A 1,017-nucleotide genomic window follows, 5' to 3' on the forward strand; every position below is an offset into this window, starting at 1 on the left:
CCCGCCGTTTTTGGATCAGAAGTTTCTCGTCATCTCAAACTTATCCAACAGCGTGCTGAACATGCATTAGTCCTGGATGGAGAAAAGCAACTTTTACAGCCGATATACAATCGATTGACAAAATAAGTTCAGGTGCTTGTTTATCTTTCATATCCACNNTGAATGAACGTTCATTCATAATAAGTCAACTATGTCTCCAGCCAAAAGCACTGCCGATAAACGTGAAGCTATTTTCTGTGCCACCTTAAAGTTGCTCTCCAACTACGGTTTTCATGGTTTTTCGATTAAACAACTTGCCGAAGAGGCTGGTGTTGCCACTGGCACCATTTATCTTTATTTCAAAGATCGGGATGAACTGATCCGTGAGCTCAATACCCACATAATTGATGACTTTATCAAAGCAACACTGGAGGGCCATGATCAGCAGCAACCACTCAAACAACAATATCGAAGAATGTGCTGCAATCTCTGGCGCTTTTGCATCGAAAATCCCTGCATCACGCACAGCAAGGCACAATTTGATCATCTGCCGCCGGATATTTTACGTAGCCAGCGTAGTCATGCCTGGGATGGGCTGCAACCGCTTAAGGATTTGTTTGAAAAGGGACGGGCAACACAACAAATTAAAAACTTATCCGACGATATTCTGATCAGTCTGAGTTTTGAACCCTATCTGTTTCTCGCCCGCCAACATTTAATCGACGTTATCAAAGTTGATAACGATGCCCTGACTAATATTATTGATGCCAGCTGGGATGCGATCGCCTGCTCACCTTCACAGAATGATGATACTGACGGACAAGACAATCAGGAGTAGTAAATGCCACGCCATTTTTTATCTGTTAAAAAATTGATGCTGATAAGTTTATTGACGCTCAATATGGCAGCATGCCAATCCTCCGACTCTCAAGATACTCAGCAAAATACACAGCAAGCTGCTCCGAAAGTGGATGTGGTGAGCCTGATTCCACAAACGGTCACGATCAAAACGGAATTACCGGCAAGAACGGTAGCTTT

At 43.3% G+C, this 1,017-nt stretch carries 1 protein-coding gene and 1 pseudogene; both read left to right on the forward strand.

What is annotated here, in order from left to right; genetic code table 11:
- Positions 1-190 precede the first annotated feature (190 nt).
- Positions 191-817 (forward strand): TetR/AcrR family transcriptional regulator, encoded by a 627-nt coding sequence (locus B3182_RS02500; RefSeq protein WP_292358376.1) that lies wholly within the window; start codon positions 191-193, stop codon positions 815-817.
- 3 nt (positions 818-820) lie between these two features.
- Positions 821-1,017: pseudogene (locus B3182_RS02505) on the forward strand (efflux transporter periplasmic adaptor subunit); the annotation flags it as partial.

Source organism: Methylophaga sp. UBA4204 (assembly GCF_002379485.1).
Lineage (GTDB): Bacteria > Pseudomonadota > Gammaproteobacteria > Nitrosococcales > Methylophagaceae > Methylophaga.